We start from the raw sequence: 1506 nt of genomic DNA, 5'->3' as shown, positions 1-1506 counted from the left end.
GGTGGCGCGCGCAGACGTGGTGTAAGAGCGTCCTGAGGTCCGTCGCTGCAAGTCCCGATGTTACTCCTTCTTGAGACCGCGCCTCTCGACTATCTCGTCCACTATCTCCCTGGCGCGCCGCCCGAGCGCGCGGCGCCTCCCCTCTGTCGGGGCCGGCCTGTCCGCGGGCTCGGCGAAGCCCTCGGCGGCCGAGGCCTCGGAGAACACGCGCTGCTGGGACCACTGCCCCTCGGTCTCCATGAGGCTCGCGCACGTCAGGCGCAGCATCGACTCCCTCGAGGGGAAGGACTGCACGACCCTGTAGCGGCGCTTGATCTCGCGGTTGGCGCGCTCCTGGACATTGTTGGTGCGGAGCTTGGCCCAGTGCGCCCTGGGGAAGGCCGTGAACGCCAGCGCGGAGTCCTCGGCCCGCTCGAAGACCTCGCCGGCCCTGGCGGACACCGACGCCACCCAGGGCGCCGCCTCGGCCCACACGCAGCGCGCGAGGTCGGGGTCGTCCTGGTAGACCGCGGCGTGCACGAGGTCCCTGACGGCCGCCTTGGAGTCCTCGGGCCTGCCCGAGCAGGCGCTCTGGAGGTTGCGCTGCAGGTGCGTCACGCAGCGCTGCCAGGCGCAGCCCTGGAACAGGCGCGAGACGGCGGCCACGAGCCCGGCGTGGCTGTCGGAGACCACGAGGCGAACGCCGGCCAGCCCGCGCTCGCGCAGCCCGCCGAGGAATGCCGCCCAGGAGTCCTCGCTCTCGGTGTCGACCACGTCGCAGCCCAGGAAGTGCTTGCGCCCGTCGGCGCCCAGCCCGATCGCGGTCACGACGCCCTGCGAGACGACCGACGAGCCGACCCTGCAGCTCATGTAGGTGGCGTCGAGCCACAGGTAGCAGCACGGCGTGCCCGAAAGGTCGCGGCGGCGGAACTCCGCCACCTCGGCGTCGAGGTCGGAGCAGAGGCTCGAGACCTCCGAGCTCGACAGCGAGGATATGCCCAGCTTGGACGCCACGCGCTCGACCTTGCGGGTGGACACGCCGCACACGTACATCTCCTGCACGATGGCGGCCACCGATGTGTCGACGCGCGACCATCGCGCGAGCATGCCCTCGGGGTAGTAGGTGCCGTGCCTGAGCTTGGGTATCTCGAGCTCCACGTCGCCCACGGCGGTCTTGAGCGACCTGGGGCGGTAGCCGTTGCGGCTGTTCTCCCTGCCGTCGCTGCGCTCGTTGCGGCTCGCGCCGCACATCTGCTGGGCCTCGGAGTCCATCAGCGCGTTCATCACGCTGCCCAGCATCCTGCACGCGAACTCGCGCGCGTCGCCGCACTCCTGCCAAAGCCTCGCCGCCTCGAGGGCCTCGTCGCGGCCGAGGCGCAGTACACTCTCTTCTTGGGGCATCGCCTTTCCTTCCATTCGTCACCTTCATTACTCCAACGACGAATTCTAGGCGGTGTCCCCGTCCTTTCTTGAAAGGGCGGAGGCGGGGCATGCCCCGCCTCTTACACCACATCTCTGTGCGCTACC

General features: G+C 69.9%; 1 protein-coding gene. It reads right to left on the bottom strand.

All coding sequences use genetic code 11. The features are described from left to right. Positions 1 to 60 precede the first annotated feature (60 nt). On the bottom strand, positions 61 to 1380 hold the full coding sequence (locus tag AAAX35_RS09555) for an IS256 family transposase (RefSeq protein ID WP_349117456.1): 1320 nt from the start codon (positions 1378 to 1380) through the stop codon (positions 61 to 63). Between the last annotated feature and the right edge of the window lie 126 nt (positions 1381 to 1506).

This window comes from Collinsella sp. CLA-ER-H11, from assembly GCF_040092445.1.
GTDB lineage: Bacteria > Actinomycetota > Coriobacteriia > Coriobacteriales > Coriobacteriaceae > Collinsella.
This window is presented reverse-complemented; position numbering and strand designations above follow the sequence as displayed.